The sequence below is a fragment of the Pectobacterium zantedeschiae genome (assembly GCF_004137795.1).
Taxonomy (GTDB): Bacteria; Pseudomonadota; Gammaproteobacteria; order Enterobacterales; family Enterobacteriaceae; genus Pectobacterium; species Pectobacterium zantedeschiae.
The window spans coordinates 1,543,723-1,570,720 of the sequence record NZ_NWTM01000001.1; the positions used below are offsets into that span (position 1 = coordinate 1,543,723).

The window sequence follows — 26,998 nt, forward strand, 5'->3', positions numbered from 1 at the left end:
CAGTTACATAAGAGTTATTTTCTGTTAAGTCCATTTCTGCAATATAACGAACTGGTGCCTGATGAAAAAAACCAGACAGCAAGAACTGACCGCCTGGCTGAAACAGCAAAGTAAGCTGGCGCAACGGTGGCTACGACTTTCACTGCTGCTTGGATTCCTGAGCGGCGCGTTGATCGTGGCACAAGCCTGGCTGTTAGCTACCTTGCTTCATGCCTTGATCATCGATCATGCCCCACGTGAATCCCTGATCTCACCCTTCCTCTTTCTGATCGCCACATTTATTCTGCGCGCACTGAATAGTTTGGTACGCGAGCGTGTTGGTTTTCTTTGCGGACAAGCCGTTCGACAGCAAATTCGTAAGCTCGTGCTGGATAGGTTGCAACAGCTTGGCCCAGCCTGGGTACAGGGTAAACCCGCCGGTAGCTGGGCAACGATGATTCTTGAGCAGGTTGATGATATGCAGGATTATTACGCCCGCTATCTGCCGCAAATGTATCTTGCCGCACTGATCCCACTACTTATTTTGATCACGATCTTTCCACTCAACTGGGCTGCGGGTCTGATTCTATTTCTAACCGCACCACTTATTCCCCTGTTTATGGCGCTGGTCGGTATGGGTGCAGCGGATGCCAATCGACGCAATTTTCTGGCGTTGGCACGCCTGAGCGGGCATTTCCTCGATCGCCTGCGCGGGATGGAAACGCTACGTCTGTTTCATCGCGGTCAGGCTGAAACCGAACAAATCCGTCATGCTTCCGAAGATTTCCGTAGCCGTACCATGGAAGTGCTGCGTATGGCATTTCTCTCCTCGGGTGTACTGGAATTTTTTGCCTCCATTTCTATCGCCGTTGTCGCCGTCTATTTCGGTTTCTCGTATCTCGGGGAGCTGGATTTTGGTCATTATGGAATGGGCGTGACACTCTTCGCCGGTTTTCTCGTCTTAATTCTGTCACCGGAATTCTTTCAGCCTTTGCGCGATCTCGGCACGTTCTATCATGCCAAGGCCCAAGCTATTGGTGCGGCAGAATCGCTGGTGACATTTTTGGCAGAAGAAGGCGAGACGGTCGGCTTTGGCACACACGAATTCAGCAGCGATACCGCTATTGTCATTAGGGCAGAAAACCTGGTTGTTCTCGCACCGAATGGCACACCGTTGACTCAACCGTTGACGTTCAATATCCGAGCAGGTGAACGTATCGCGCTGGTCGGTATCAGTGGGGCAGGAAAAAGTTCACTGCTTAATGCGCTGCTGGGCTTTCTGCCCTACCGTGGCTCACTCACCGTCAACGGCCAGGCACTGGACACACTTACGCCTGAATCATGGCGTAAGCAGTTGAGCTGGGTTGGGCAAAACCCCCATTTGCCGGAACTGACGCTGCGTAGCAATATTCTGCTGGGCAACCCGCAGGCCAGCATTGTGGAGTTGCAGCAGGCGATTGAGCGCGCCTATGTGCAAGAATTTTTACCACAGCTTCCACAGGGGTTGGAAACCACGATCGGTGACGGCGCAGCACGTTTATCCGTTGGACAAGCGCAGCGCGTCGCCGTTGCCCGTGCTCTCATTCATCCTTGTAATTTACTGCTGCTAGATGAACCGTCAGCCAGCCTGGATGCCCATAGCGAAGAGCTCGTTATGACGGCACTGAACGACGCTGCACGTTCCCAGACTACGCTGCTAGTCACGCATCAGCTCACCGATATCACCGAGTATGATGCAATTTGGGTGATGGAAGGCGGTCAGTTAGTTCAACAAGGTGATTATCAAACACTCCGAGCAGAAACAGGCCCCTTCGCGGCACTGCTGGCACAACGACAGGAGGCGCTGTAATGGCTCAGATGAAAACGATGCGGGTATTGAAACCGTTTCTGGCACTTTATCGTCAGCACTTCTGGTATTTGAGTCTGGGCGTGGTGCTGGCAATTGCTACGCTGCTAGCCAGTATCGGTCTACTCGCCCTATCTGGCTGGTTTCTGGCGGGTTCCGCGCTGGCAGGGATCGTCGGGCTACTCACCTTTAACTATATGCTGCCCGCCGCAGGCGTACGGGGTGCCGCCATCGCGCGCACGGCTGGGCGCTATGGCGAAAGAGTCGTCAGCCACGATGCCACATTCCGTGTTCTACTGCGCCTACGCGTTTTCACATTTTCCCGTATTCTGCCGCTCTCTCCTGGCGGATTGGCGCAATTTCGTCAGGCAGAACTGCTAAACCGGCTCGTAGCGGACGTTGATACGCTCGACCACCTCTATCTTCGCGTTATTTCTCCCATTATCAGCGCCTTCGCCGTCATTCTTATCGTTTGTTACGGCCTGAGCTTTATTGATGCCTCACTGGCTCTGACGCTTGGTGCCATCATGCTGGTACTGCTGTTGTGTCTGCCTATTATCTTTTATCAGGCGGGGAACAGTATCGGGCAGGACTTGACCGCACTGCGCGCACAATATCGCCTTCAGCTAACAACCTGGCTGCAAGGTCAGGCGGAGCTCACCGTCTTCGGCGCACTCGATCGCGTCCGCCAGCAGTTGGCACTGGTGGAAATTAACTGGCTGCGTCGCCAGCGCCAACAGGCCAATCTTACCGGTCTGTCTCAGGCGGTGATGATTTTATGCAGTGGGCTGACAGTTGCCCTGATCTTGTGGCTGGCAGCCGATGGCGTTGGCGGTAATCCACAGCCCGGTGCATTGATCGCCCTGTTCGTGTTCGCTTCACTTGCTGCCTTTGAAGCGCTGGCGCCCGTCACGGTAGCCTTCCAACACATGGGGCAAGTTATAGCTTCCGCCGCTCGGGTCGATCAAATCATTCGTCAGCCCGTTGACGTCACGTTCCCAACACATGGCCCAGAAACTTCACGTGCGGCATCACTCGAACTCGCACATGTCGGGTTCACTTATCCTGGCCAGCCACAGCCCGTGCTGCAAAATATCTCCCTTTCCATTCAGCCGGGAGAACATCTGGCGCTGCTGGGACGTACTGGATGCGGGAAATCGACGCTATTGCAGTTGCTGACTCGGGCATGGAATGCTGAATACGGTGATATTACGCTTAACGGCCACCCTCTTGCCGACTGGCGGGAAGAAGATCTCCGTACCATGATGAGTGTGGTGCCACAACGCGTACATATTTTCAGCGCAACGCTACGCGATAACCTGCTGCTGGCTGCACCAACTGCACGGGACGAAAAACTGACCGAAGTATTACAACAGGTCGGGTTAGAAAAGCTGCTGGAAAACGAAGGGCTGAATGCCTGGTTGGGAGAAGGTGGTCGCCAGCTATCCGGTGGCGAACAGCGTCGTATCGCTTTAGCTCGAGCCTTATTGCACGACGCGCCGTTAGTTCTGTTGGATGAACCCACAGAGGGATTAGATGCAGAAACCGAAAAACGTATTCTGCAACTGCTCCGCCAACACTGTGCCGATAAGACCTTGATCGTCATCACCCATCGGCTATACGGTTTAGAATCAATGGATCGCATCTGTATTCTGGATGATGGTAAAGTGATCGAACAAGGCAGCCATCAGGCATTGATGGCACAACAAGGGCGTTATTGGCAATTTCGCCAACACGTTTAAGGCAATTCCAATGAAGCACAACGCTTGAAAAACATGCGCCTATACCAGCTATCGTCGCAATCACTTCAGTTTCCTGACCCGAATCATGCTCTGGATGACCCCAACGGCCTGCTGGCCGTTGGCGGCGATCTCTCCGTTGCCAGGCTTAAGGCAGCTTACCGGCAAGGTATTTTCCCTTGGTTCTCCCCCGGTGAGCCTATCCTGTGGTGGTCACCGAATCCGCGTGCGGTGCTACTTCCGGGTGAATTTCATCTCAGCCGCAGTATGAAAAAATTTCTGAAGCGCCATACTTTTCATGCCACGTTGAATCAGGCATTTGATGATGTTATTCATGCCTGCGCGCACGAACACTATGATGGAACCTGGATTACGCCGGACATAATTTCAGCTTATCAGCAGCTTCATCGGGCTGGGAAAGCGCATTCCGTCGAAGTGTGGCATAATGGCGAATTAGTTGGCGGGTTATATGGTGTTGAACAAGGGCGATTATTTTGCGGTGAGTCGATGTTCAGCCGTACGGATAATGCATCAAAATTCGCGCTGTTGGCGTTTCAACAACATTTTATTCGCCACGGTGGTCAGTTGATTGATTGTCAGGTGTTAAACTCCCATACCGCTTCGCTGGGCGTGAGTGAAATTCCCCGAGATCGCTTTCTACAACAGCTTTCCCAGTGGCAGGATATCGCTGTCGATGACGGTTGCTGGCTACCACAGCGGCTCGCAGAACCGACTTTTTAATAGAGAAAAGCGGGTAAATAACGCCCCAAACGTGAACGCTTCTTTACATAATGTCGGTTTTTCGGCATTATCTTGCGGTTAAAAAATAAAGGTAGTTAGACCTAGAGGATTCGATGGCCAAAGAAGACAATATTGAAATGCAAGGCACCGTGCTTGATACGCTGCCCAACACCATGTTCCGCGTTGAATTGGAAAACGGGCACGTGGTTACCGCTCATATCTCAGGTAAAATGCGTAAAAACTATATCCGCATCCTGACGGGTGACAAAGTCACTGTAGAGTTAACCCCGTACGACCTGAGTAAAGGCCGCATTGTCTTCCGCAGCCGTTAACCGGTTAGCTCATCGCTGATAACAGCGGTATATGAGGATGTGACTCCCTCCCCAGCCCTTCCCTTCATTGGCAAGGGCTTTTGTTTTTTGGTGCATTCCCGTCCCTACCTTCACGCTAGCGTCACCCTACTCATCGGCTTTTAATCCTGATTAAACGATCGGGTCAGATAAAATCATCTCTTTTTCAAAGAAAATTGACTTATAGTTAAGATGAATAACGATATGATTGATGAAATGCTCATATAAGGACGTGACATGTTTAAACCGAATAGCTTAATCATTTATGTTGAAGATGTTTTATTAAGCACTGAATTTTATAAAAAAATATTAAAATCGGAACCATTAGAAGCCTATGAGGAATTCTCTGTTTTTCCTCTCGCCTCCGACTTTATTTTAGGCATCCAGTCTAAATCAGGAATTGATCCAAAACCTCAAGCCCAATTTGGTGGGTTTGAAATTTGCCTGTCCGATGTCACCCAAAATGATGTAGACACGATATATCAGGAGTGGAAAAAGTTAGGCGTAAAATTTGAACTCGAACCAATAAATCTTGAATTCGGCTATACCTTTGTTGCCATAGATCCTGATGGGCATCGATTGAGAGTCTGCGCGACGGACACAAGCAACATTTCTTAGTCAGAAGCGATCCTAGATAGGTTCTTTACTTGTATCCTAATCAGCCATAGTCGACGCACCAGTAAAAAAGGGATGCATCAGCATCCCTTTTAGATAACAAACGGTATCGATTAATTAACGCTTTCCGCTTTCCGCTTCTGCGCGCTTTGGAAGCCATAGGTCAGCTGTTGCGTCTCTTTATCCAGTTCCACCGTTACAGAACCACCATCCACCAGCGAACCAAACAGCAGCTCATTGGCCAGCGGTTTCTTGAGGCTTTCCTGCATCACGCGCGCCATTGGTCGGGCACCCATCGCCTTGTCATAGCCTTTCTCTGCCAGCCAGTCACGCGCTTCATCGCTCACTTCCAGCGACACGCCTTTCGCGTCTAGCTGTGCCTGAAGTTCAACGATAAACTTATCGACAACCTGTTGGATAACATCGGTCGACAGATGGTTGAACCAGATAATGCCATCAAGACGGTTGCGGAACTCCGGCGTAAACACCTTCTTAATCTCTTCCATCGCATCCGTACTGTTGTCCTGATGGATGATACCGATGGATTTACGCTGTGTTTCCCGCACGCCCGCATTGGTAGTCATGACGACAATGACATTGCGGAAATCCGCTTTACGGCCATTGTTATCTGTCAGCGTGCCGTTATCCATCACCTGCAACAGCAGGTTAAAGACGTCTGGGTGCGCTTTTTCGATTTCATCCAACAGCAGCACGGCATGAGGATGCTTGATCACCGCATCCGTCAGCAGACCGCCCTGATCGTAGCCCACATAGCCTGGAGGTGCACCAATCAGGCGGCTGACGGTATGACGCTCCATGTATTCAGACATGTCAAAGCGCAGCAGTTCGATATCCAGCGCTTTTGCCAACTGTAATGTCACTTCCGTCTTACCAACCCCCGTAGGGCCTGCGAACAGGAAGGAGCCTACCGGCTTGCGCTCCTGACCCAGTCCTGCACGGCTCATTTTGATGGATTCAGACAGCGCTTCGATAGCCTTGTCCTGCCCAAACACCAGCATTTTCAGGCGATCGCTGAGGTTTTTCAGCACATCACGATCGCTGGCGGAGACGGTTTTTTCTGGAATACGAGCGATACGGGCAACAACCGATTCGATGTCACTCACATTGACCGTTTTCTTGCGCTTGCTGACTGGCATCAAACGGCTTCTCGCGCCGGCTTCATCGATTACATCAATGGCTTTATCTGGCAGATGACGGTCATTGATGTATTTCACTGCCAGCTCTACTGCCGCACGAACCGCTTTTGACGTATAGCGAACATCATGGTGAGCCTCATACTTCGGCTTCAGACCATTAATGATTTGTATGGTTTCTTCCACGCTAGGTTCAGTGATATCGATTTTCTGGAAACGACGCGCCAACGCCCGATCCTTTTCAAAGATATTGCTGAATTCCTGATACGTCGTGGAACCAATAACGCGGATCTTACCGCTGGAAAGCAGCGGTTTAATCAGATTAGCCGCATCAACCTGACCACCGGACGCTGCGCCAGCACCGATAATCGTGTGGATTTCATCAATGAAGAGAATGCTGTTTTTATCCTGCTCTAGCTGCTTCAACAGTGCTTTGAAGCGTTTTTCAAAGTCACCGCGGTATTTGGTGCCTGCCAGCAGCGCCCCGATGTCCAGCGAGTACAGCGTGCACTCCGCCATCACTTCCGGCACATCGCCCTGCACAATACGCCAGGCCAGCCCTTCAGCAATCGCGGTTTTACCCACGCCGGACTCACCGACCAGCAGTGGGTTATTTTTACGGCGACGGCACAGTACCTGAATCGTGCGCTCCAGTTCTTTATCCCGGCCAATAAGCGGATCGATACCGCCAACGCGAGCCAGTTGATTCAGATTGGTGGTGAAGTTTTCCATACGATCTTCCCCTCCTGCCTGTTCTTCATTGACGGGACTTTCAGCGTTCGGCGCCTGATCGGATTCTTCTTTGCGCGTGCCGTGAGAAATGAAGTTCACGACATCCAGACGACTAACGTCATGCTTACGCAGCAGGTAGGCGGCTTGGGACTCCTGTTCGCTAAAAATTGCGACCAGAACGTTAGCGCCAGACACTTCACTGCGGCCGGAGGACTGCACATGAAAGACGGCGCGTTGCAGTACGCGTTGGAAGCTGAGCGTCGGCTGAGTTTCGCGCTCATCGTCACTCTGCGGTAATGTTGGAGTGGTCTGTTCAATGAAGGCTTCCAGCTCTTGGCGTAGCGCGGCTAAATCTACCGTGCAGGCTTCCAGTGCTTCACGGGCGGCCGGATTACTGAGTAGAGCCAACAGCAGGTGCTCCACGGTCATAAACTCGTGTCGGTGCTCACGCGCTCTGGCGAAAGCCATGTTGAGACTGAGTTCCAGTTCTTGATTGAGCATAGGCACCTCTCCCAATAAATCGCCTGACTTCAGGCTTTTTCCAGCGTACAGAGCAGCGGGTGCTCGTTTTCTCTGGCATAACGATTAACTTGTACGACCTTGGTCTCAGCCACTTCAGCGCTGAATACGCCACAAATTGCTTTACCCTGATAATGCACAGTTAACATAAGCTGTGTGGCACGTTCAATATCATAAGAAAAGAACTTTTGCAGAACGTCAATAACAAATTCCATCGGGGTGTAATCATCGTTATTCAACACCACGTTATACATGGACGGTGGCTGCAATTTTTCTTTCTGTTGATCGGCGGTCAGGCTTTCCGATTGTGACCACGTACTATTGTTTCCCATTCTCTATCCACATCATGTAACGAACATCGCGACTCGCGACATTGGTCTGTTTATTCCCAATAGATCCGAGAAGCAGGAAATGCGTGCCTGCGACTTGAAAGATGACGGGTACCTTTTAATCCCAGCCACTTAAGTATGGGTTCAGGGGGAAACACTGATGATGAGACTCTCGCTGGGATGCCTCGCATCGTGGTAGCCCCCGGAATCTCGATCCTTAAACAATCGGCATTACGGGTATTTCTACATTTACAGTAGCACGTCTACTTTTTATTTTACCACCTGAGGAATGAAATGGTTCCCGGAAAGCAAAATTCAAGGCCTGCACTCGATATCTTGATTACGCAACACGATTGCTGGTTCATCAATAGCGTTATCTGCATCAAACTTTGACAAACTCTCTTCCCCACCACGCGGTGGATCGCTTGACGCCGGGATCGATTTCACTAAAGTGTACGGATGAATTGATGAGGTTTTAATCAATTCGTATTCGTAGTAACCAAATAACCACACCTTACTGAAAAGAATACTCTTGCGAAGGATGTCAATGCATGGAGACAGGTACTGTTAAATGGTTCAATAATGCCAAAGGGTTTGGTTTTATCTGTCCAGAAGGGGGCGGTGACGATATCTTCGCGCACTACTCAACGATTCAAATGGATGGTTACCGGACTCTGAAAGCCGGACAGGTTGTCAGGTTTGATGTTCATCAAGGGCCGAAAGGCAATCATGCCTGCCTGATCGTCCCGCAAATCGCCGAGGCCGCATCCTGACCCCTTCTACATACACCCTACACTTCTACTCAGAACACGCGACGCTAAACAGTAAAAATTAATACAATGCGACCAATGCCGTTCAGCACACTGAACGGCATTTTTATTTAGAGTCTATGCGTCGCGCGCATCTAATCCGCACGTCCGCGGGCCAGCCACAGGACGCGGGAGAACATGCTGCGAATAAGCGGTGGGATCGCATCGCTGCCCATCGCGGCGGCTTCCATCGCCACTTCAATTGCCAGATCAGGTTTGGATGAACGATGGATAGCCCTGATGATAATTTTGTGCATCGATAGCGGCACTTTCTCCGGTAGTTGTGCGATGCGGTGATAAACCTGGCTGAATCCCTCACGATACATGTAGTGTTCCATGTCCGATGCCGGCAAGACGGTCAGATGATCTCGCTCACTTTCATTCTGTACGATTAACTGGCTCCTCGCCGTCGCCGCATACTTTTTCCCCGCATCGTCGCCATCGACCAGCACATGCCATTCAATCCCCATACGACGCGCGAACTTCAGCAATGGCCGAAGACCCGACTGGGCAAACTCAATCACTTTTACCCCTTCCGCCTCAAAATGATGGCCACACTGACGCGCGAGCTCATTCAACATCCAGACTTCGGTTTCCCCTTCCACCAGTAACCAACAGCGGGCGAAAAGCGAGGCTGGCCGGTTCAAACGAATGTGAAACGCAATCCGCCGGCTGTCTTCCGCGTTCATGCCCTGACGACCAATACGGTACGTCGCAACCCTTGAGGACTCTCGCACCAGACGACACACCTGCTCCATCGGTACCAGCGACAGCAGCTCTCCCGAATTGGTCGTCGTGACTTTCTGAAGTGGCAGTTGCGTCAGAAGCCCCCACGCAACTGACAGCATAATCGGGTGCAGCCGGGTTTCCGGGTCTTCAATCAGCAAGAGTGGACGAGCGTGGGGATCCAACGCCACAGACCCTTTCGCCTGTAACAGCGTGGAGAACAGCTCTAACAGGATAATTCGGCGACTGCGGCTATTGGGATCGGCAATCAGGCGGTTGATGTTATCCAGCGACCGCCACGATTTACCGTTGTGCGTTCGCGCATGGCGGTGATGGCGTCGGTCGTTACCCGTGGCGTTCTGCTCGGAAAAATAGTGTTCCAGCAGTTGCCGCATAGCGACTAATCCCTGGCGCAGCTCTTTATCCGTCAGCTTCTGTGGATTTTGCACCAGCTCACGCATCAGTTGCTCAAACTGCTGAGCTAGCTTTTCATTGCTGTTATCTAACGTCGCCGCCAGCGTTCCCGAACGCAGACGTCGCATAAAGCGCGCATCGCGCAGCCGTAGCACCGGATGCAGGCGGATAATTTCTCTAGCCAGCTCATCAATATCGTCCAGCGGTATCGGATGCCCGTCGGCGTCCAGAAAACTGCGCCAGGTGAAAACCGACTGACTTTCGTCCACCTCACCTTCCAGCCGATAAAAAACGCGGTATAACGACTCGTTTCCCTCCACCCAAACGGGGCTAAGCGAACGGTAGCGAGGAGATAAATGGTGGCCAGGTGCCGTCTCGCAAAAAGTAAAAATAACCTGAAGGTGCTTTTCCCGACTGTTTTCATCCCCCGGAGTGAAGTGAAAATCCTGCATGTCAAAATGATAAAGCGGCAACGTCGGTGCCAACAGCAGCGAGAGTGCATCCAGCAGGCTCGATTTACCCCAGGCGTTCTCCCCAATCAGCACGTTATTTTCGTCCAGTGTCAGCGACAGACGATTGATTCCCCGAAACCCCAGGATTTCAATACTTTCCAGATGCATTATTCTCTCCTGTAGCGGCTGCCTGCGGATTTCTGCTGGTAAGATCCCCTCCGAGTAGAATATCCTGCCAGACAGCGCTTTACTCGCTCCGATAATTTGTTTAATTTTAATAGATTATCGTTTTTCTTCCCGCCAAGTGTAGCCGATGAATCCCACGATGCTGTCAATGCACGGTTTGTATTTCCGTCGTATAGACATCTCTCGGGGTAACAAATGAAGAAGAAAAGCCTCATTGTCTAACGACGGCAACCCCCGCCAATCCTAAAATACGGGTTAGCGCCGTTTTTCTCGCGTAAGGACATCAATTCTGTGATGTATTCAGGATTATTAATTATTTTATTACCGCTCATCATTGGCTATCTGGTACCGCTACGTGCCAAAAAAGCATTACAGCTGATTAATCAACTGTTGAGTTGGATGGTGTACGTTATTCTGTTTTTGATGGGAATTAGTCTGGCATTTCTGGAAAATCTCAGCAGTAATTTGTTACTGATCTTCCGCTACACCGCTGTCTTCGCGTTGTGCATTGTCGCGGCAAACGGTGTTGCGCTGTGGCTGTGGGAAAAACGTAGCGCGTGGCAGAGCAAGTTTAGAGATGCAGCCCCGCCTTCCCGACTGCGTATGATCGTTGAATCATTCAAACTCTGCGGCGTAGTCTTCGGAGGCTTTTCGCTCGGTTTAACGCAATGGTCAGGGTTCACTCACGCCAGTAAAGGCAGCGAGTATGCCCTGATTTTTCTGCTATTTTTGGTGGGCATTCAACTGCGTAACAGCGGAATGACGCTGCGTCAGATCGTATTAAATCGTCGCGGTCTGGTTATTGCGCTCATCGTGGGTATCAGCGCCCTCGGTGGCGGCCTGCTTGCTGCGTGGATTCTGGGGCTACCGCTAAAAACCGGTCTGGCGATGGCATCCGGCTATGGGTGGTATTCGCTATCAGGCATTCTGCTGACCGACGCCCTCGGCCCCGTCATCGGCAGTGCGGCATTTTTCAACGATCTGACCCGCGAGTTACTGGCGATTATGCTGATTCCTGCGCTGGCACAGCGCAATCGCTCATGCGCATTAGGCCTGTGCGGTGCAACATCGATGGATTTCACACTGCCCGTTTTACAGCGCAGCGCGGGTGTTGATATCGTACCTGCTGCCATCGTACACGGTTTCTTGTTAAGCCTCGCGGCACCAATATTGATGGCATTATTTACCTCATAAGCGCCTACTTCTCACCTTTTTCCCCTCGTTTATGGGCTGTGATTGAGAGTGATTTTCATTGCCCATCACCAAAATTGCGCTAAATCAAATTTACCTAAAGTTGCATTAAAAAAGCCTTTTTACCTGCCTCGGCTGACACTATGCTTTAAACAAGCATTTTAAATGCAACTTAAAAAAAGGAAGTCATTATGTTTTGTGTGCAATGTGAACAAACGATTCGTACCCCTGTTGGAAATGGCTGCTCTTACGCGCAGGGCATGTGCGGCAAAACCGCAGAAACCTCCGATCTACAAGACCTGCTGGTGGCTGTGCTACAAGGACTTTCGGCCTGGGCGCTGAAAGCACGCGAGCTGGATATTATCGATCATGATGTAGACAGCTTTGCGCCACGTGCCTTCTTCTCTACGTTAACCAACGTTAACTTCGATTCCCAACGTATTATTGGCTACGCGCAGGAAGCCATTACGTTGCGTGAATCGCTGGCGGTTCGCTGTCGTCTGCACGATGCCACGGTGACCGTAGATCACCCGATGGCGGCACTGCAACTTGCTGGCAACGATATTCCGGCCTTGCTGCAACAAGCGGAAGATTTTGCGCTAGACAGCGATAAAGCCAGTATCGGTGATGACGTCCATGGCTTACGCATGCTCAACCTCTACGGTTTGAAAGGTGCAGCGGCCTACATGGAGCACGCCCACGTTCTCGGTCAGTATGACAACGCTATCTATGCCGAATATCATGCTTTCATGGCGTGGCTGGGCACACAGCCATCCGATGTTGACACCCTACTGAACAACGCGATGGGCATCGGTAAAATGAACTTCAACGTCATGGCGATCCTCGACCATGGCGAAACCGATGCTTACGGTCACCCACAGCCAACCTCCGTTAACGTGCGCCCGATTGCCGGTAAAGCCATTCTGATTTCCGGCCATGATCTGAAAGATCTGCGCATGTTGCTGGAGCAAACCGAAGGCACGGGTGTGAATATTTATACCCACGGCGAGATGCTGCCTGCGCACGGTTACCCAGAGCTGAAAAAATTCAAGCATTTGGCAGGTAACTACGGCAGCGGCTGGCAAAACCAGCAGACCGAATTCGCCAAGTTCCCTGGCGCAATTGTCATGACCTCTAACTGTATTATCGACCCGAACGTAGGCAACTACGGCGATCGCATCTGGACGCGTAGCATCGTCGGCTGGCCGGGCGTGAATCATCTGGAAGGCGACGATTTCAGCCCGGTTATCGAACAAGCACAGGGTCTGGCTGGTTTCCCGTACAGCGAAATCGAGCACACGATCACCGTCGGCTTTGGTCGTGAAACGTTGCTGAGCGCCGCCGATACCGTGATCGATCTGGTTGCACAGAAAAAACTGCGCCACGTCTTCCTGGTTGGTGGATGTGACGGTAGCCGTGAAGAACGTAGCTACTTCACTGACTTCACGCTGAATGTCCCACAAGACTGCCTGATCATGACGCTGGCATGCGGTAAATACCGTTTCAACAAACTGGACTTCGGGACACTGGAAGGTCTGCCGCGTCTGCTGGATGTCGGCCAATGTAATGACGCCTACGCGGCCATTATTCTGGCTGTCAAACTGGCAGAGAAACTGGGCTGTGGCGTCAACGATCTGCCGCTGAGTCTGGTACTGTCCTGGTTTGAACAGAAAGCGATTGTCATCCTACTCACCCTGCTGTCCCTCGGCGTGAAAAATATCTACACCGGGCCAACTGCACCGGGCTTCCTGACGGACAATCTGCTTGCCATTCTGAATGACAAATTCGGTATGCGGGCAATTACCACCGTTGAACAGGACATGAACACCATTCTGGCCGCTTGATGAATCAATGCGGACGGAGGAGCGCGTTCCTCGTCACGCAGCGTGAGGTGTCGATATTGATGCCTCATGCTAAGCCTACCTTCCCATAGGCCGCTATTTTTACACGCTTCACCGTATCCGTTTGTTATGGAGATTGACTATGACGATGCCAGTACCACACGCTGGGCCGACACCGCTTTGTTCTAACCGCATGCAGGTGCACTCGATTACCCAGGAAACGCCGGATGTCTGGACGATTTCACTGGTTAATCATGATTTTTATCCGTATCAGCCGGGTCAGTATGCGCTAGTCAGCATTGCTAACAGCGAGGAAACGCTACGGGCTTATACGATCTCGTCTTCGCCAGGCCTCAGCCGCTTTATTACGTTGACAGTAAGAAGGCTGGACGACGGCGTCGGTTCACGCTGGCTGACTCAAACGCTGAAAGTCGGTGATTATCTATGGCTGTCCGATGCACAAGGAGAATTCACCTGCACCAACGCGGTCAGCGATCGTTACCTGATGGCAGCAGCAGGCTGCGGCGTCACGCCGATTATGTCAATGTGCCGCTGGTTGCTGGCAAACAGACCGCAAACCGACATCCACGTCATTTTCAACGTGCGCAATCCACAGCAGGTGATCTTCGCCAGCGAATGGCAAGATCTGATGCAGCGCTACCCGCAGCAGCTGCATCTAACGCTGATGGCAGAGTTTGATGCAGCGCCCGGCTTCCTCACCGGACGTATCAGCGGCGACCTGCTGGCCGAACACGTACCAGATATCGCCAGCCGTACCGTGATGACCTGCGGCCCGGCGCCGTACATGAACCAGATGGAAACTCTAAGTCAACAGCGTGGCGTGGCCTCAAACCGCATCTTCAAAGAACAGTTCCGCCCGGCAGATGACGTGGTGGATGAAGATGCCGACCAGCTCACGTTGACCATCAGTCGTCCGCTGAAAAATCTGCGTGTTCCGGTGGGTATCAGCCTGCTGGCCGCACTGGAAGCCAATAAGGTTCAGGTTCTCGCCGCCTGCCGAGCTGGTGTTTGCGGGAGTTGCAAAACCCGCGTGCTGTCTGGTAATTACACTACAACCAGCACCATGACGCTGACACCAGCCGAGATCGCACAAGGCTATGTTCTGGCCTGTAGTTGCCAGCTACAAGGCGACACCGTTCTGGCCTGATATTCTCCCCCGCTTTACCCCCTTCTGCTCGGTAGCACAGCTATCGGGCAGGTAGGCCATAGTAAATTACGCCTTGTTATCGCACACTTTTTCTCACTTTCTTCTTTTTCCCCGTTATAGTAAGCCATGGTTATATTTTGCTGTGGAGCCGCTGGCGCATGACATCCCCCTCAGCCCCGATCCTGATTCTGGGCGCAACTGGCTACATTGGCCGCCATTTAACCGAACGCTTAAGCAAACAGGGCAAGCGGATCATCGCTGCCGGTCGAAATACCGAATCCCTCGCGTCACGAAACTGGCCGGGCGTTGACTGCCAGCAGGTTGATCTCACCAGACCAGAAAGCCTGCCTGATGGCCTGTGGGGAGCGGAAACGCTCTATTATTTGGTGCACAGCATGGGTGACGGTGCAGATTTCGTTGCCAGAGAGCGCATGGCTGCCATGAATCTTTTGCTGGCGCTGTCCTCCAGCCGCGTAAAACAGGTTATCTATCTGGGGTCGCTTCAGGCGAAAGATGACACCTCACCGCACATGCAGGCGCGCCAAATCACCGGTGATGTATTACGCAGTAGTGGTATTCCCGTCACGGAGCTGCGCGCGGGCATTATTATTGGCGCGGGTTCGGCGGCGTTCGAGATCATGCGCGATATGGTCTATAACCTTCCTGTGCTGACGCCGCCGCGCTGGGTACGCTCTAAATCGTCGCCTATTGCACTGGATAACCTGCTGGTTTATCTGATCGACATTGCACATCACTCCGCAACAGAGAATCGCATCATGGATGCCGCGGGCCCCGAATACATCAGTTACCAGACGATGTTTGAGCGTTTCATTCAGATCAGCGGTAAACGCAGAGTGCTGATTCCCGTTCCGATGCCGACGCATCTGGTGTCTGTCTGGTTCTTGCATCTGGTGACATCCGTTCCCCCATCCATCGCCCGCGCGCTGATTCAGGGGTTAAAACACGACTTACAGGCCGATGGACGTGAGCTACAGGCATTGATTCCACAAAAGTTGATGAGCTTTGATGACGCAGTGCGTCTCACGCTGCAAAGCGAAATGGAGAGCGTGCAGCAGGCTGACTGGGGCGACGACACCGAGGTACGTGCACGTTGGAAGCCGAATTACGGTTTTTATCCCAAGCAGGCGGGTCATACGATGGAGACGACAGCCTCCAGTCAGGCGCTCTGGCAGGTCATCCAGCAGGTCGGTGGCAAAGAGGGCTATTTTTACGCGAATACGCTGTGGAACATCCGCGCCCGACTGGACGATCTTTGCGGTAACGGCGTGACTTATGGACGCCCCGAGCGCCCAACGCTGGAAGTGGGCGACAGAATTGACGGCTGGAAGGTTATCTCGATCACGCCACAGCGCCAGTTGGTACTGCTATTCGGCATGAAAGCACCGGGGCTGGGTAAACTCAACTTTACTATCACGGACAAAGGCACTCACCGAACCGTAGATGTCCGCGCCCGCTGGCACCCTTCCGGGTTCAACGGGCTGGTTTACTGGTTTCTGATGATGCCTGCTCACCTGTTTATCTTCCGTGGCATGGCAGCACGTATTGCGAAACTGGCGGAGAAGGACGCGGTTTAGCGGCTGCCGTATTTCTCCAGCAGTGCGTCGACAATCGCTTCACTCTGGGCATCTGGCTGACCTTGATAGTTCATAGGTCGGAAATGCATCTGGAAAGCGGCAATCACCTGCCGCTTCTCGCGTGTCGTCATCGTTTCAGGCACCGCATAACCATAACGCGCCAGCTTTTCCAACAGAATCGCTTCATCCACTGGCTGCAACGGCAGACGCCCATTCAGATAAAACGCCACCCGATGCGCATCCGGCCAGGCACCAACGCCCGCTTGCGCTAGCGCCTGCCAGGGGAACAGCGGTCCTGGGTCTTGTTTCCGCTGCGGGGCAATATCGCTGTGTGCCACCACATTCTGCGGTGCAATCTGATAACGGTCGACAATATCACGAGCGATGGCGGTCACGAGCTGAATCTGCGAAGCGGTGAACGGCTCCCAGGTATAGCCCGTTAGCGTGCGCTGATAGCCTGCATTTTCAATCTCAATACCAATCGAGGAATTATTCAGTCGACTAAACCCACGCCAGCTACTCGCCCCGGCATGCCAGGCGGACTGAGATTCAGGCACCAGTTGCCAGGCAAGCGGCTTGCCGTGCCGCAACGGCGGATGTGCCGGAATAAGGTAATGGGCGCTGACGTGCTCGTCCGTCAAAATATTCAGCGAGGTGGCAAAATCTTCCGCCGTGTAATGAATGACCAAAAAGCGGATACGGGATTCCTGCGCACGCGACTGTAATGCCGTCTCCAGTACATAATTATTCTGTTCCTGCAACGAGGGAGCCGTCTGGCAACCCGCCAACAGTCCCAACGCTATGCAGACCATCCATTTCAGCATCGTTATTCCACTATATCCGTGCTTTTCCACGACGTGTTTGCCCATTCTCGCTCAATTAACCCATTAGCGACTAGCGGCGAACCTTCACGGCAGTGCCGCTGACGGTTACCATCAGCATACTGGCATCCTTCCCGACGGTTTCATAGTCAAGATCAATGCCTACAACGGCGTTCGCCCCTAACTCTTCAGCTTGTTCCTGTAGTTCCTTAAACGCAATCTGACGCGCCTTACGCAGCTCTTTTTCATAGGCACCGGAACGTCCGCCAACAACATCGCGGATACTAGCGAAAAAGTCACGGAAGATGTTCGCTCCCAAAATGGCTTCACCGGTCACGACACCACAATATTCAGTAATGGTGAAGCCTTCCAGATTTGGCGTAGTAGATAGTTGCATTCATCTCTCCTATAGCGGGGCTCGGGTCGTAATACATTATTTTGTGCTATTATTTAACCAACAAATCGCTTATTGGCAAATTTTAACCCACGGTGATTGCATAACTATTCTGCCGACGTTAACATTCGCCGCATCAATGTCTATTCAATTCTTACGCATGAGTATTCAACTAAACGGCATTAACTGTTTCTACGGCACATACCAGGCGCTATTTGATATCACCCTCGATTGTCCTGCGGGTGAAACGCTGGTTCTTCTTGGCCCTAGCGGGGCAGGAAAGAGTTCGCTGATACGCGTTCTTAACCTGCTGGAAATGCCGCGTTCAGGCACACTTTCCATCGCTGGTAATCAGTTTGATTTTCAGCGCACGCCATCCGACAGCGCGATCCGTGAACTGCGCCAGAACGTCGGGATGGTGTTCCAGCAATATAACTTGTGGCCACATTTAACCGTGGTGCAGAATCTGATCGAAGCGCCCTGCCGCGTGCTGGGGCTAAGTAAAGAAGAAGCCAGAGCCCGTGCTGACAAGTTGCTGACTCGCCTGCGCCTTAATGATTTTGCCGATCGCTTTCCTCTTCATCTTTCGGGTGGGCAGCAACAGCGCGTAGCGATTGCTCGTGCGCTAATGATGGAACCTCAAGTCTTGCTGTTTGATGAGCCCACTGCCGCATTGGATCCAGAGATTACCGCGCAGGTCGTCAACATCATCCGTGAATTGGCACAAACCGGTATTACGCAGGTCATCGTTACCCACGAAGTTGAATTTGCTCGTAAAACGGCAAGCCGGGTGGTTTATATGGAAAACGGCCGCATCGTTGAGCAGGGGGATGCGACGCACTTTACCCAGCCGCAGACACCTGAATTCGCTGGTTATTTATCACATTGATTGCTATCAGGAAAATGATAATGAAAAAATTGATTGTTGCAGCCTTATTCGCAGTAGGGGCCGCCGCCTCTGCTAACGCCGCGGATACTATCCGTTTCGCGACAGAAGCCTCCTATCCTCCGTTCGAATTTGTTGATGCCAATAACCAGATTCAGGGCTTTGATATCGATCTGGCTAACGCCCTGTGCAAAGAAATGCAGGCCAACTGCACATTTAGCAATCAGGCTTTCGATAGCCTGATCCCCGGCCTGAAATTCCGTCGTTTCGAAGCCGTCATCGCGGGAATGGATATTACGCCAGAGCGTCAGCAGCAAGTGTCATTCACTCAGCCTTACTATGATAATGCTGCCCTGTTTATCGCCCAGAAAGGAAAAGTTGCCGATGTCGCTGCGCTGAAAGGCAAACGCGTTGGCGTGCAAAATGGCACGACCCATCAAAAATATCTGATGGAAAAGTACAGCGATATCAACACTGTGCCTTACGATAGTTACCAGAATGCAGTTCTGGATCTGAAAAATGGCCGTCTGGATGCGGTATTCGGTGATACCGCCGTAGTTAACGAATGGCTGAAGCAGAACGATACACTGGCATCAGTGGGTCAAAACGTAACGGATAAAGACTACTTCGGTGTCGGTCTGGGCATCGCGGTACGCCAGAATAACGATGAGCTGCTGAAAAAATTCAACGATGCGCTCAACAAAATCAAGCAGGATGGCACTTACGAGACCATCTACAAAAAATGGTTCCAGCAGTAATCTGACGCTCAATGATTGAATTTCAACCTCTTGCAAGCGCCGCCGGGATGACCGTCGGCCTTGCCGTTTGTGCACTGGTGCTCGGCCTTGCGCTGGCGATGCTGTTTGCCGTTTGGGAAACCGTTCGCTGGAAAGCCGTTAGCTGGACGGGTACAGCGATAGTCACACTCTTGCGCGGTCTGCCAGAAATTCTGGTCGTGCTGTTTATCTATTTCGGTTCTTCCCAACTGCTGATGATGTTGGCGGATGGTTTTACGCTGAATCTTTTCATTGTGCAGATTCCGGTAAAACTGGATATTGGCATGTTTGAAATCAGCCCTTTCCTGTGTGGTGTGATTGCGCTGGCGCTGCTGTATGCGGCTTACGCGTCTCAAACGCTGCGCGGTGCGCTGAAAGCGGTACCGCAAGGACAATGGGAATCTGGACAAGCGCTGGGGCTCAGTAAGTCTGCGATCTTTTTCCGCTTGATTATGCCGCAGATGTGGCGTCACGCCCTACCCGGATTAGGTAATCAGTGGCTGGTATTACTGAAGGATACCGCATTGGTTTCCCTGATTAGCGTTAACGATTTGATGCTGCAAACCAAAAGTATTGCGACACGGACGCAGGAGCCCTTTACCTGGTACGTCGTTGCGGCAGCAATCTATTTGGTTATCACGCTGTTAAGTCAGTATGTGCTGAAACGCATTGATCTGCACACCACGCGTTTTGAGCGGAGACCTTCCTGATGCTCGCTTATTTACCTGAGCTATTAAAAGGTCTGCATACCAGTCTGACGTTAACCGCCGTCTCGATTGTCGTGGCGCTGGTGCTGTCACTGCTGCTGACTGTCGTGCTGACGCTAAAAACGCCTGTCGTATCACTGTTGGCGAAAGGCTACATTACGTTGTTTACCGGTACGCCGCTGCTGGTGCAAATCTTCCTGATTTACTATGGCCCAGGGCAATTTACTTCTATTCAGCAAATCCCTTGGCTGTGGAACCTGCTTTCACAACCGTGGCTGTGTGCGATGGTAGCGCTGGCGCTCAATAGCGCGGCTTATACCACACAGCTGTTCTATGGTGCGGTAAAAGCCATTCCTGCCGGACAGTGGCAATCCTGCGCGGCTCTGGGAATGAATCAGAAGCAAACATTACGCATTTTGCTGCCGTTCGCGTTTAAACGTGCTCTCTCTTCTTATTCAAACGAAGTGGTGCTGGTATTTAAGAGCACGTCGCTGGCTTATACCATTACGCTGATGGAAGTCATGGGCTACAGCCAACTGATGTACGGTCGTACGTATGACGTGATGGTGTTTGGTGCCGCTGGGATTATCTACCTGTGTGTCAACGGGTTACTAACGCTATTGATGCGCTGGGTTGAACGCCGTTCACTGGTATTCGAACGCCGCAACTGATCTTTAACGCACTTATCCGTTTAGAAAGCAGGCTTTGATAGCCTGCTTTTTTTATGGCGTGCTGATGTAAAAACATGCAATAAATCGATTTATTAATCATTTTAATTGCATATAAATTCAATTACTGGCATGGTAATCGCCATGACGCCGGAATGTTTCCGCAAGTCTACCGTATAAGAAAAACAGACAGGAGTAAGTAATGAAAAAATTAGTGCTCGCCACCTTACTGGCAGGAATCGCCTTCAGCGCCACCGCCGCAGACACCATCCGTTTTGCGTCATCAGCCACCTACCCGCCATTTGAGTCACTGGATGCCAGCAACGAAATTGTCGGTTTCGATATGGATCTGGCGAAAGCGCTGTGCAAACAAATGCAAGCCACCTGTACGTTCACCAATCAGGCGTTTGACAGCCTAATCCCCGCGCTGAAATTCCGTCGCTATGACGCGGTCATTTCCGGTATGGATATCACCCCTGAACGTAGCAAGCAGGTGGCGTTCACCCAGCCCTACTATGCCAACTCTGCCGTGGTGATTGCGCAAAAAGGGAAATTCAGCGACTTTGCCGCGATGAAAGGCAAACGTATTGGTATGGAAAACGGTACGACGCACCAGAAATACATGCACGATAAGCACCCTGAAGTACAGACCGTCTCTTACGATAGCTATCAAAATGCGGTACTGGATCTGAAGAACGGTCGTATCGACGGGGTATTCGGCGATACCGCTGTCGTCAATGAGTGGATTAAGACAAACCCTGAACTGGCAACAGTTGGCGAGCATGTGACTGATGCTGAATACTTCGGCACTGGATTGGGCATTGCCGTTCGCCCTGATGACAAGGCGCTGCTGGAAAAACTAAATAAAGCGCTGGATGCCATCAAAGCCGATGGCACTTATAAAACCATCAATGACAAGTGGTTCCCACAATAATATTAAACAAGCATTGGGTGGTAAAACCATCCAATGCTTATCTACTGTGCTAGTTATTCATATTCAAGCTTATCTAGCTTTTTCTTCTTTTCTTTCAATGCCTGAATTTTTTCATATAGCACTATTTTTCCGTCTGCTAATGTTTGTTTAAATTCATCGACATCTGAGGTATCCATTTTTTTCATTTTTTCTTCAAAAGAGTCGATAAGATCATTTATCAGTGTGACTTCAAGATATAAGCTTCTTTCTGCTTCTATTCTTTCCTTTCGTGCCGCGTGCTGGGCTTTCAACATAAGTCCACCAGCAATCAAACTCCCTCCCGCAGCAGCAATAGTATAATTAACGATGGAAAGAGATAATTTTACGTCTTTAAAAAGCTCTAGAGGTTCCAGGCTCTCAAATGAAGCGATAACAATGGCACCCGCAAAACAAAAACATAGCCCGATAATAATCATGAAGGATGGTTGTCTATAAAAAAAACCGGACATTACTCCCCAAGCAAGGAGCAGTATTACTAAAATGAAAATAATAGAGCTTTCGATCATAAAATCCCTCTCTGATTTGACAAATACATTTACTTATTCAATCTAATATTTTTCCAATAACGTCAGCACTTCGTAATGTGCCGTATGCGGGAACATATCGAACAGTTGTACGCGCAGCGCGCGGTAATTCCTCAGCTCCGTCATGTCTTTTGCCATGCTTTCGGCGTTGCAACTAGAATAGAGAATATAGTCTGGCGCCATCCGGCTCAGGTAGGCGCACAGCTCGCTACCGATACCGCGACGCGGCGGGTTCACCAACACTAAATCCGGTATTTCCGCTTTTGCTGTCGCAAACTGCGTTGAATCCAGCGCCTGAAACTCCACCTGTGTTAAACCCAGCTGTTCCGCAGAGCGACGTGCGCAGGCTATCGCCTCAGCGCTGATTTCAATGCCCGTCAAACGCATTGAGGATGAGGCACAATGCAGGCCAAACCCCCCGACGCCACAAAACAGATCCCACATGCTGGTAATCTTCAGTTCTGCAACCCAGTCGCGCGCCGTCGCATAGAGTGCAGCCGCCACCTGTGGGTTAGTCTGGAAGAAACTTTGCGGGCGAATATACAGCGGCACCTGATTGAACTGCTCAGCCAACGCGGCAGCATCACTCAAGATAATCTCCGTTTTTCCTTCCATAATTGCCTGATGCACGGGCTGGATGTTAGCAGATATCACTTCAAGCTGCGGTAACTGCTGTTGTAACCAAGGTAAAGCGGCACGCAACTGCGCCAGTTTCGTTTCCGAGCGCAGGACAAAGCGCAACATAAACGTACTGCGCTGCGTACTTTCCGTCAGCAGCAGATATTTCAATTCTCCACGGCGACGCTCCACGTTATAAGGCGTCAATCCTGCACGGGCGATGAAAACTTTAAGTACGTCGAAAACTGGCGCGAAGCTGTGCGGATAAAGCGGACAATCACAGAGATCCACCGCCGTTCCATCACGATGCAGCATCCCCAGCAGCGGGCGTTCCACGCTGCCGCTCACCACCATTTTGGCTTTATTACGAAACGCAGACTGCGCAGAGGGCTGCACTGGCAACCAGCGCTGCACGGCGTGCGGCTGTAGCAAACCTTCAAGATGCTGTTGCTTATCGGATAGTTGCTGTGGGTAGGCTTTTTCCAACCATTGGCAGGAACGACAGGTTCCCGTGCTGTAGCGGGCACAATGCATAAAAATCTAACTATTAAAAAATAAGACGGAATGAGAGGATTATACCACCCTGATGGCGTCACCCTGCGATCTTTCCGCTTACTCATGGGCGACGCCAGCGGATCGACTGGCTCAGGAGAGAGAAATGTCTATTTCTGGCGCAGAAAAAAGCGCTTACTGCGTCGTGGCAGAAACAGTAAAACAATAACCAGAAGATCTGGGATCTTTTGCAGCAGGAGTTGGTGCAGCACGGCTGCATTATTCTCTCCTGATATATGGAATATCGCCGGCATAAATTCACTGAACGATGCCAGTAACAGATAACACACCACCACGGCCTGACAGGCTACATACCCCCATCGGCCCCAGTTCACACCGGCCAAAACAGCAAAGCCACAGCGGATCTCAATGCCGACAATAACAAGCGATAGCATTAGCACTAACGTCGAATCCCAGGCTTCCGCGTTACTGCCAATCCAGCCGCTCAAATCGCTGAGCCCTAACTCCCACACTAGCAGCAAAATCCCCAAAAAACGGGTAGCAATAATCGCAATCCCCGCCACCATGACTGGCACCGGGGCATAAACTTTGCGTTGTGTCATTTCCTTCTTCGTGTACAGAATTTCAACGCTCTCCCTTTATGCGGCCATTTATCAGCCCAAAATACGACACCCACATAAAATTGGATGCTGATATAAAACAACAACGCCCCCATACTCTGGCGGCGTTGCTGGAAACTTCGCTAGGCTAACAAATTACGGTGAGAAATCGAATCAGCCGCGTCTCGCTTTTTGCATATCGCGATAGCGCTGCTTCTCCGCTCTCGCCATAAACCACCAGGCGATAAACCCAATAATACCAACGACTAACAATATCAGGGAAGCCAATGCGTTAATTTGTGGATTAACGCCCATTCTAACGCTGGAGAATACCAGCATTGGCAGCGTTGTCGAACCAGGCCCAGCGACGAAGCTGGCGATAACCAGATCGTCCAGCGACAGCGTAAACGCCAGCAGCCAGCCGGAAAGCAGCGCAGGAGCAATCATTGGCACCGTGATAATGAAGAAGACTTTGAGCGGGTTAGCGCCCAGATCCATCGCCGCTTCTTCAATCGAACGGTCCAGCTCACGCAGACGAGCACTGATCACCACCGTGACATACGCAGTACAGAACGTGACGTGCGCCAGCCAGATAGTTAACATCCCTCTTTCCGCTGGCCACCCAATGGCATGCCCTAATGCCACAAAAAGCAACAACAGCGACAGGCCGGTAATCACATCTGGCATAACCAGCGGAGCCGTCAGCATAAACGCAAACCCATTAGCTCCGCGGAAACGGCCAAAACGCACCATCACTACGGCGGCGATCGTTCCGAGGATCACGGCCATCGTTGCCGAGGCGGCGGCAATCGTCAGGCTCAGGAGCACCGCACTGATCATTGCCGTATTGTGGAAAAGCTCGACATACCAGCGCGTCGACCACCCTGCCCACACGGTAACCAGCTTGGAGCTGTTGAACGAATAGATTACCAGCATCAGCATCGGCGCATACAGGAACGTAAAGCACAGCACCAAAATCACAATACGCCACGGTGAGCGAACGACAGGTAAATTATTCACGCTTCCCCCTCCGCAGTTTTGCTCTGATGTTTGTGGAACCAGATAATCGGCATAATCAACAGCAGCAGCATGACGATGGCAACCGCGGAGGCCACTGGCCAATCTCGGTTATTGAAGAATTCCTGCCACAGAATACGGCCAATCATAATGCTGTCCGGCCCGCCAAGCAGCTCTGGAATCACGTATTCCCCCACGGCGGGGATGAATACCAGCATCGAGCCCGCAATAATGCCGCCTTTCGTTAGCGGGACGATCACGCTGAAGAAGGTTCTTAGCGGCCGAGCCCCCAGATCCAACGATGCTTCCACCAGCGAATAGTCCAGCCGCGTCAGCGCGGTATAGATAGGCAACACCATAAACGGCAGGTAGGAATAGACAACACCGATATAAACCGCCAGATTGGTGTGCAGAATGATCAACGGTTCATCAATCACGCCCAGCCAAAGCAGGAAATTATTCAGGATGCCGTTATTTTTCAGAATCCCCATCCAGGCGTAAACGCGAATCAGGAATGACGTCCATGACGGCAGAATTACCAGCAATAGCAGGATATTACGCGTTGAGGGTTTACTGTGCGCCACTGCCCAAGCTAGCGGATAGCCGATAAATAGGCAGCACAGCGTCGATACTGCAGCAACCTGAAGCGATTGCATATAGGCATCAAAATACAGCGGATCGTCCAACAAATGCAGGTAGTTCCCAAGGTTCAGGGAAATATCCAGCTTGTCATCCATCCAGGAAACCAGATCGGTATAAGGCGGAATTGCTCGCGCCATCTCAGCGAAACTGATTTTAAATACAATCAGGAATGGCAGCATGAACAACAGCAGCAGCCATAGATACGGCAGCGCGATAACCAGCTTGCGCCCGTGCTTTTGACGCCAGCGCGCCATCAACACACGCAGCCAGAGTCTGGCCTTGCCCGGTGGTTCCGCCGTGTGATGTTCAGGAAATAGAGTCATGGCATTCTTCCTCGCTACACCGTCAGAACCACACAGCTATCCGCATCCCAACACAGCCGAACCTCATCTCCCCAGGTCGGTGCGCCTTTACGATAGCGGTAGGCATTTTGTAACTGCGCGCTAATGGTTTGTCCGCTGTTAAGTCTGACATGGTAAATCGACAAATCGCCCAGATAAGCGATATGCACCACTTCCCCCACGGCGAAATTACAGCCGTCAGCCGGAACGTCTTCACACAGCATGATTTTTTCAGGACGCAACGCGATGTAAACCGGAACGCCATCCACTACCGAGACATCCGAATCCACTTTCAGTGGATGCACCAGCCCGGGGCTTTTGATGATCAATGCATCGTCCTGACGCTCCTGCAATATGCCTTCAAACATATTGACCGAGCCGATGAACTCCGCACTGAAACGCGTATTCGGGTGCTCATAAATCTCTTCCGGCTCGCCGATCTGTACGAACTTGCCGCGATTCATGATGGCAATACGACCGGCCATAGTCATGGCTTCTTCCTGATCGTGCGTCACCATCACGCAGGTCACGCCTACGCGTTCCAGAATATCGACCACTTCAAGCTGCATGCGGTCGCGCAATTTCTTGTCCAGCGCACCCATCGGCTCGTCCAGCAACAACAGTTTTGGACGCTTAGCCAGACTACGTGCCAGCGCAACACGCTGGCGCTGACCACCGGAAAGCTGATGCGGCTTACGATTAGCGAATTCCTGCATATGCACCAACGACAGCATCTCTTCCACACGATCTTTGATTTCTGCACGCGGTAGCTTGTCCTGTTTCAGACCAAACGCGATATTCTTTTCCACCGTCATGTGTGGGAACAACGCATAAGACTGAAACATCATATTGATGGGTCGCTGGTAAGGCGGCACCAATGACAAATCCTGACCATCCAGAACAATCTGCCCTTGCGTGGGGAGCTCAAAACCTGCCAGCATGCGCAACAGCGTGGATTTTCCACAGCCAGAGGCACCCAGCAGAGCAAAGATTTCGCCTTTATAAATTGTCAGGCTGACATCATCGACGGCGGCCTGACCATCGAACGACTTCGTCAGGTTACGCACTTCCAGCAGCGGCGTGGCCGCTTTTTGAGGTTTTAATTGAGGGCGGGGGATCGCGTCATTCACTTC

26 protein-coding genes are annotated in these 26,998 nt (G+C 51.5%); 15 read left to right on the forward strand and 11 right to left on the reverse strand.

What is annotated here, in order from left to right:
- Positions 1-61 precede the first annotated feature (61 nt).
- The 5 genes from cydD to CLR69_RS07050 all read left to right on the forward strand — a co-directional run bounded on the left by cydD (position 62) and on the right by CLR69_RS07050 (position 5,273).
- On the forward strand, positions 62-1,828 hold the full coding sequence (gene cydD / locus CLR69_RS07030; protein ID WP_129711454.1) for a heme ABC transporter permease/ATP-binding protein CydD: 1,767 nt from the start codon (positions 62-64) through the stop codon (positions 1,826-1,828).
- Positions 1,828-3,567 carry a heme ABC transporter ATP-binding protein/permease CydC gene (gene cydC / locus CLR69_RS07035; protein ID WP_129711455.1) on the forward strand — a complete coding sequence of 580 codons (1,740 nt, stop codon included), beginning with the start codon at positions 1,828-1,830 and terminating at the stop codon, positions 3,565-3,567. The genes cydD and cydC overlap by 1 nt, the downstream gene beginning before the upstream one ends.
- A 33-nt stretch (positions 3,568-3,600) precedes the next feature.
- Complete coding sequence (gene aat, locus CLR69_RS07040; RefSeq protein ID WP_129711538.1) at positions 3,601-4,305, forward strand: leucyl/phenylalanyl-tRNA--protein transferase; 705 nt, start codon at positions 3,601-3,603, stop codon at positions 4,303-4,305.
- 113 nt (positions 4,306-4,418) lie between these two features.
- Positions 4,419-4,637, forward strand: a complete 219-nt coding sequence (gene infA / locus CLR69_RS07045) for a translation initiation factor IF-1 (RefSeq protein WP_002211347.1) — start codon at positions 4,419-4,421, stop codon at positions 4,635-4,637.
- 255 nt (positions 4,638-4,892) lie between these two features.
- On the forward strand, positions 4,893-5,273 hold the full coding sequence (locus CLR69_RS07050) for a VOC family protein (protein ID WP_129711456.1): 381 nt from the start codon (positions 4,893-4,895) through the stop codon (positions 5,271-5,273).
- A 110-nt stretch (positions 5,274-5,383) separates the two neighbouring features.
- On the opposite strand, the gene clpA is transcribed toward CLR69_RS07050, so the two are convergent.
- Positions 5,384-7,657 (reverse strand): ATP-dependent Clp protease ATP-binding subunit ClpA, encoded by a 2,274-nt coding sequence (gene clpA / locus CLR69_RS07055; RefSeq protein WP_129711457.1) that lies wholly within the window; start codon positions 7,655-7,657, stop codon positions 5,384-5,386.
- Positions 7,658-7,686: 29 nt separating this feature from the next.
- The gene (gene clpS / locus CLR69_RS07060; RefSeq protein WP_039300706.1) at positions 7,687-8,007 is read right to left on the reverse strand and encodes an ATP-dependent Clp protease adapter ClpS; all 321 of its coding nucleotides are present in this window, start codon (positions 8,005-8,007) and stop codon (positions 7,687-7,689) included.
- A gap of 548 nt (positions 8,008-8,555) precedes the next feature.
- Between clpS and cspD the strand changes: the two genes are divergently transcribed.
- The gene (gene cspD, locus CLR69_RS07070) at positions 8,556-8,777 is read left to right on the forward strand and encodes a cold shock-like protein CspD (protein WP_010306383.1); all 222 of its coding nucleotides are present in this window, start codon (positions 8,556-8,558) and stop codon (positions 8,775-8,777) included.
- A gap of 131 nt (positions 8,778-8,908) precedes the next feature.
- Here cspD and CLR69_RS07075 read toward each other — a convergent pair whose 3' ends face one another.
- Positions 8,909-10,573: an ATP-dependent endonuclease gene (locus CLR69_RS07075; protein ID WP_129711458.1), complete on the reverse strand. Its 1,665-nt coding sequence runs from the start codon at positions 10,571-10,573 to the stop codon at positions 8,909-8,911.
- A 312-nt stretch (positions 10,574-10,885) separates the two neighbouring features.
- Here CLR69_RS07075 and CLR69_RS07080 point away from each other — a divergent pair, with 312 nt between their 5' ends.
- The 4 genes from CLR69_RS07080 (at position 10,886) to CLR69_RS07095 (ending at position 16,386) form a co-directional block, all read left to right on the forward strand.
- On the forward strand, positions 10,886-11,785 hold the full coding sequence (locus CLR69_RS07080; RefSeq protein ID WP_129711539.1) for a LysO family transporter: 900 nt from the start codon (positions 10,886-10,888) through the stop codon (positions 11,783-11,785).
- Between the two features lie 188 nt (positions 11,786-11,973).
- Positions 11,974-13,626 (forward strand): hydroxylamine reductase, encoded by a 1,653-nt coding sequence (hcp, locus tag CLR69_RS07085; RefSeq protein WP_129711459.1) that lies wholly within the window; start codon positions 11,974-11,976, stop codon positions 13,624-13,626.
- Positions 13,627-13,765: 139 nt separating this feature from the next.
- Positions 13,766-14,791 carry an NADH oxidoreductase gene (hcr, locus tag CLR69_RS07090; RefSeq protein ID WP_129711460.1) on the forward strand — a complete coding sequence of 342 codons (1,026 nt, stop codon included), beginning with the start codon at positions 13,766-13,768 and terminating at the stop codon, positions 14,789-14,791.
- 158 nt (positions 14,792-14,949) lie between these two features.
- Entirely contained in the window at positions 14,950-16,386 is a 1,437-nt protein-coding gene (locus CLR69_RS07095) for a DUF2867 domain-containing protein (RefSeq protein ID WP_129711461.1), read from the forward strand.
- On the opposite strand, the gene CLR69_RS07100 is transcribed toward CLR69_RS07095, so the two are convergent.
- Together CLR69_RS07100 and CLR69_RS07105 are read right to left on the reverse strand one after the other, a co-directional pair.
- A complete protein-coding gene (locus tag CLR69_RS07100) occupies positions 16,383-17,210 on the reverse strand; it encodes an N-acetylmuramoyl-L-alanine amidase (RefSeq protein ID WP_129711462.1) in 828 nt (275 codons plus the stop codon). The two genes, CLR69_RS07095 and CLR69_RS07100, sit on opposite strands and share 4 nt — an antisense overlap.
- A 70-nt stretch (positions 17,211-17,280) precedes the next feature.
- Positions 17,281-17,604 (reverse strand): heavy metal-binding domain-containing protein, encoded by a 324-nt coding sequence (locus tag CLR69_RS07105; RefSeq protein ID WP_129704426.1) that lies wholly within the window; start codon positions 17,602-17,604, stop codon positions 17,281-17,283.
- A gap of 157 nt (positions 17,605-17,761) precedes the next feature.
- Between CLR69_RS07105 and artP the strand changes: the two genes are divergently transcribed.
- The 5 genes from artP (at position 17,762) to artJ (CLR69_RS07130) (ending at position 21,572) form a co-directional block, all read left to right on the forward strand.
- Positions 17,762-18,490 (forward strand): arginine ABC transporter ATP-binding protein ArtP, encoded by a 729-nt coding sequence (gene artP, locus CLR69_RS07110; RefSeq protein WP_129704424.1) that lies wholly within the window; start codon positions 17,762-17,764, stop codon positions 18,488-18,490.
- Positions 18,491-18,510: 20 nt separating this feature from the next.
- Positions 18,511-19,245: an arginine ABC transporter substrate-binding protein gene (gene artJ, locus CLR69_RS07115; protein ID WP_129711463.1), complete on the forward strand. Its 735-nt coding sequence runs from the start codon at positions 18,511-18,513 to the stop codon at positions 19,243-19,245.
- An 11-nt stretch (positions 19,246-19,256) separates the two neighbouring features.
- Complete coding sequence (artQ, locus tag CLR69_RS07120) at positions 19,257-19,973, forward strand: arginine ABC transporter permease ArtQ (RefSeq protein ID WP_129711464.1); 717 nt, start codon at positions 19,257-19,259, stop codon at positions 19,971-19,973.
- Entirely contained in the window at positions 19,973-20,641 is a 669-nt protein-coding gene (gene artM / locus CLR69_RS07125) for an arginine ABC transporter permease ArtM (RefSeq protein ID WP_129704420.1), read from the forward strand. Before artQ ends, artM begins: the two co-directional genes overlap by 1 nt.
- 199 nt (positions 20,642-20,840) lie before the next feature.
- Positions 20,841-21,572 (forward strand): arginine ABC transporter substrate-binding protein, encoded by a 732-nt coding sequence (gene artJ, locus CLR69_RS07130; RefSeq protein ID WP_010306608.1) that lies wholly within the window; start codon positions 20,841-20,843, stop codon positions 21,570-21,572.
- A 53-nt stretch (positions 21,573-21,625) separates the two neighbouring features.
- Here the strand turns inward: artJ (CLR69_RS07130) and CLR69_RS07135 are convergent, their stop codons facing one another.
- The 6 genes from CLR69_RS07135 to potG form a co-directional block, all read right to left on the reverse strand.
- Positions 21,626-22,117: a hypothetical protein gene (locus tag CLR69_RS07135; RefSeq protein WP_129711465.1), complete on the reverse strand. Its 492-nt coding sequence runs from the start codon at positions 22,115-22,117 to the stop codon at positions 21,626-21,628.
- A 42-nt stretch (positions 22,118-22,159) separates the two neighbouring features.
- Positions 22,160-23,287 carry a 23S rRNA (uracil(747)-C(5))-methyltransferase RlmC gene (rlmC, locus tag CLR69_RS07140; protein WP_129711466.1) on the reverse strand — a complete coding sequence of 376 codons (1,128 nt, stop codon included), beginning with the start codon at positions 23,285-23,287 and terminating at the stop codon, positions 22,160-22,162.
- Positions 23,288-23,415: 128 nt separating this feature from the next.
- Entirely contained in the window at positions 23,416-23,868 is a 453-nt protein-coding gene (locus CLR69_RS07145) for a YbjO family protein (protein WP_129704412.1), read from the reverse strand.
- A 171-nt stretch (positions 23,869-24,039) separates the two neighbouring features.
- Positions 24,040-24,885: a putrescine ABC transporter permease PotI gene (gene potI, locus CLR69_RS07150; RefSeq protein WP_129704410.1), complete on the reverse strand. Its 846-nt coding sequence runs from the start codon at positions 24,883-24,885 to the stop codon at positions 24,040-24,042.
- A complete protein-coding gene (gene potH / locus CLR69_RS07155) occupies positions 24,882-25,847 on the reverse strand; it encodes a putrescine ABC transporter permease PotH (RefSeq protein ID WP_129704408.1) in 966 nt (321 codons plus the stop codon). The genes potI and potH overlap by 4 nt, the downstream gene beginning before the upstream one ends.
- 14 nt (positions 25,848-25,861) lie before the next feature.
- Positions 25,862-26,995, reverse strand: a complete 1,134-nt coding sequence (potG, locus tag CLR69_RS07160) for a putrescine ABC transporter ATP-binding subunit PotG (RefSeq protein ID WP_129711540.1) — start codon at positions 26,993-26,995, stop codon at positions 25,862-25,864.
- Positions 26,996-26,998 lie beyond the last annotated feature (3 nt).

Excerpts from the sequence above, each read along its gene's own strand:
- cydD (WP_129711454.1), top strand. The coding sequence starts at position 62 with ATGAAAAAAACCAGACAGCAAGAACTGACCGCCTGGCTGAAACAGCAA.
- cydC (WP_129711455.1), top strand. The coding sequence starts at position 1,828 with ATGGCTCAGATGAAAACGATGCGGGTATTGAAACCGTTTCTGGCACTT.
- aat (WP_129711538.1), top strand. The coding sequence starts at position 3,601 with ATGCGCCTATACCAGCTATCGTCGCAATCACTTCAGTTTCCTGACCCG.
- infA (WP_002211347.1), top strand. The coding sequence starts at position 4,419 with ATGGCCAAAGAAGACAATATTGAAATGCAAGGCACCGTGCTTGATACG.
- CLR69_RS07050 (WP_129711456.1), top strand. The coding sequence starts at position 4,893 with ATGTTTAAACCGAATAGCTTAATCATTTATGTTGAAGATGTTTTATTA.
- clpA (WP_129711457.1), bottom strand. The coding sequence starts at position 7,657 with ATGCTCAATCAAGAACTGGAACTCAGTCTCAACATGGCTTTCGCCAGA.
- clpS (WP_039300706.1), bottom strand. The coding sequence starts at position 8,007 with ATGGGAAACAATAGTACGTGGTCACAATCGGAAAGCCTGACCGCCGAT.
- cspD (WP_010306383.1), top strand. The coding sequence starts at position 8,556 with ATGGAGACAGGTACTGTTAAATGGTTCAATAATGCCAAAGGGTTTGGT.
- CLR69_RS07075 (WP_129711458.1), bottom strand. The coding sequence starts at position 10,573 with ATGCATCTGGAAAGTATTGAAATCCTGGGGTTTCGGGGAATCAATCGT.
- CLR69_RS07080 (WP_129711539.1), top strand. The coding sequence starts at position 10,886 with ATGTATTCAGGATTATTAATTATTTTATTACCGCTCATCATTGGCTAT.
- hcp (WP_129711459.1), top strand. The coding sequence starts at position 11,974 with ATGTTTTGTGTGCAATGTGAACAAACGATTCGTACCCCTGTTGGAAAT.
- hcr (WP_129711460.1), top strand. The coding sequence starts at position 13,766 with ATGACGATGCCAGTACCACACGCTGGGCCGACACCGCTTTGTTCTAAC.
- CLR69_RS07095 (WP_129711461.1), top strand. The coding sequence starts at position 14,950 with ATGACATCCCCCTCAGCCCCGATCCTGATTCTGGGCGCAACTGGCTAC.
- CLR69_RS07100 (WP_129711462.1), bottom strand. The coding sequence starts at position 17,210 with ATGCTGAAATGGATGGTCTGCATAGCGTTGGGACTGTTGGCGGGTTGC.
- CLR69_RS07105 (WP_129704426.1), bottom strand. The coding sequence starts at position 17,604 with ATGCAACTATCTACTACGCCAAATCTGGAAGGCTTCACCATTACTGAA.
- artP (WP_129704424.1), top strand. The coding sequence starts at position 17,762 with ATGAGTATTCAACTAAACGGCATTAACTGTTTCTACGGCACATACCAG.
- artJ (WP_129711463.1), top strand. The coding sequence starts at position 18,511 with ATGAAAAAATTGATTGTTGCAGCCTTATTCGCAGTAGGGGCCGCCGCC.
- artQ (WP_129711464.1), top strand. The coding sequence starts at position 19,257 with ATGATTGAATTTCAACCTCTTGCAAGCGCCGCCGGGATGACCGTCGGC.
- artM (WP_129704420.1), top strand. The coding sequence starts at position 19,973 with ATGCTCGCTTATTTACCTGAGCTATTAAAAGGTCTGCATACCAGTCTG.
- artJ (WP_010306608.1), top strand. The coding sequence starts at position 20,841 with ATGAAAAAATTAGTGCTCGCCACCTTACTGGCAGGAATCGCCTTCAGC.
- CLR69_RS07135 (WP_129711465.1), bottom strand. The coding sequence starts at position 22,117 with ATGATCGAAAGCTCTATTATTTTCATTTTAGTAATACTGCTCCTTGCT.
- rlmC (WP_129711466.1), bottom strand. The coding sequence starts at position 23,287 with ATGCATTGTGCCCGCTACAGCACGGGAACCTGTCGTTCCTGCCAATGG.
- CLR69_RS07145 (WP_129704412.1), bottom strand. The coding sequence starts at position 23,868 with ATGACACAACGCAAAGTTTATGCCCCGGTGCCAGTCATGGTGGCGGGG.
- potH (WP_129704408.1), bottom strand. The coding sequence starts at position 25,847 with ATGACTCTATTTCCTGAACATCACACGGCGGAACCACCGGGCAAGGCC.